Below are 1,204 nucleotides of genomic sequence, written 5' to 3' on the forward strand. Positions count from 1 at the left end.
TGATAATAGTAGCGGAACTGGTTCTCGTTTGTGCCGTCATCCTTGTAATTGCCTGTGACGTTTGTATAAGCATAATTCATGTTCACATTATTATTGTCATTACTGTATACATGGTGATAATCAATCAGCAAGTAATCAGAAATATGTTCTTTTTGCTTTTCTGTAGCATAATCCATGTCTTGCGGCATGATGAATTTAATGGCTAAGTCACCTTTATTCAGAGCTTTACCAATGACGGTTTCTTCTTTGTCATACATGTGTACGGCACTCTCATCCCACGTGTAATTCTTGTTCGCGTTCCACTCTGTAGTGAACGATTCATGAAATCTGGGGTCCAATGTTCCGTCTTTCTGTGCATACAAACTCAATAAATGCTGCGTGGGCATAAAGATACCGGTAATTGAGCCTTCCCAGGTAAGGCGTGTTTCCTGATTGTCTTCACGTGCACCGAATTTATTGATATTACATAAGAAATACTCATCGTTGCGATTTAGCTTGTAATTTCCGTTGCTTGATCCGTGACCGTCTGCTCCTGCATACCAGCGATGTTTCCAGAGAGCTTCTTTGTTTTCCCAGTTATTGCTTTCTTTAAACACTTCGCTATACGATGGATACATATACGTATTGTATTTTCCACCGCCAGTTTCGCAATCGGTAATCAATTTCTTGGCTGCATCCAGAGCTTCCTGCAAATATTCGGTGCTTCCATATTCGTACGTCTGCAAGCAGGCTTTAGCCAGAAAACCGAGAGCGGCTTTCTTCGTCGGGGTGGTAGTCGTTGCATGCGTGCCTGTTGGTAACCATTCGGATGCAAATCTTAAATCGGGCAGAATAACCTCCTGATAGATAGTCATCGGATCGGTGCGGGTGGGGGAGTAGGTCAGTGTTTCCGTCACTACGGGTTCTGTGAGCATCGTCACTGCTCCGAATTGTTCCACTGCATTGAAATAATACACAGCTCTAAGAAAACGGGCTTCCGCAATCTTGGCATTCCGTTCCTCTTCCGTGGTGTAAGGAGGTTTGTCTCCTAATGCGATAGCTTCGTTACAGGCTCCCACACCGTCGTACGTCCCGTTCCACCAATTATTGGTGTAAGTCGTATTGGGCGATGTTCCTGCGAAAAACCAGAACCACTGTGTGTAACTGGTTGATTCGTTGGCTTTATATGTCCAAAGATCGGTGTCACCTTCAGTCAGTGACATCC

At 44.3% G+C, this 1,204-nt stretch carries 1 protein-coding gene; it reads right to left on the reverse strand.

All coding sequences use genetic code 11. The annotated features are described in order from the left end of the window. Positions 1–1,204: RagB/SusD family nutrient uptake outer membrane protein (locus AB5935_RS27055; RefSeq protein ID WP_368327982.1), on the reverse strand; the 1,204-nt coding region annotated here is incomplete at both ends.

Source organism: Phocaeicola sp. RTP21198st1_B8_RTP21198_201120 (assembly GCF_040929485.1).
GTDB classification, from domain to species: Bacteria; Bacteroidota; Bacteroidia; order Bacteroidales; family Bacteroidaceae; genus Phocaeicola; species Phocaeicola dorei.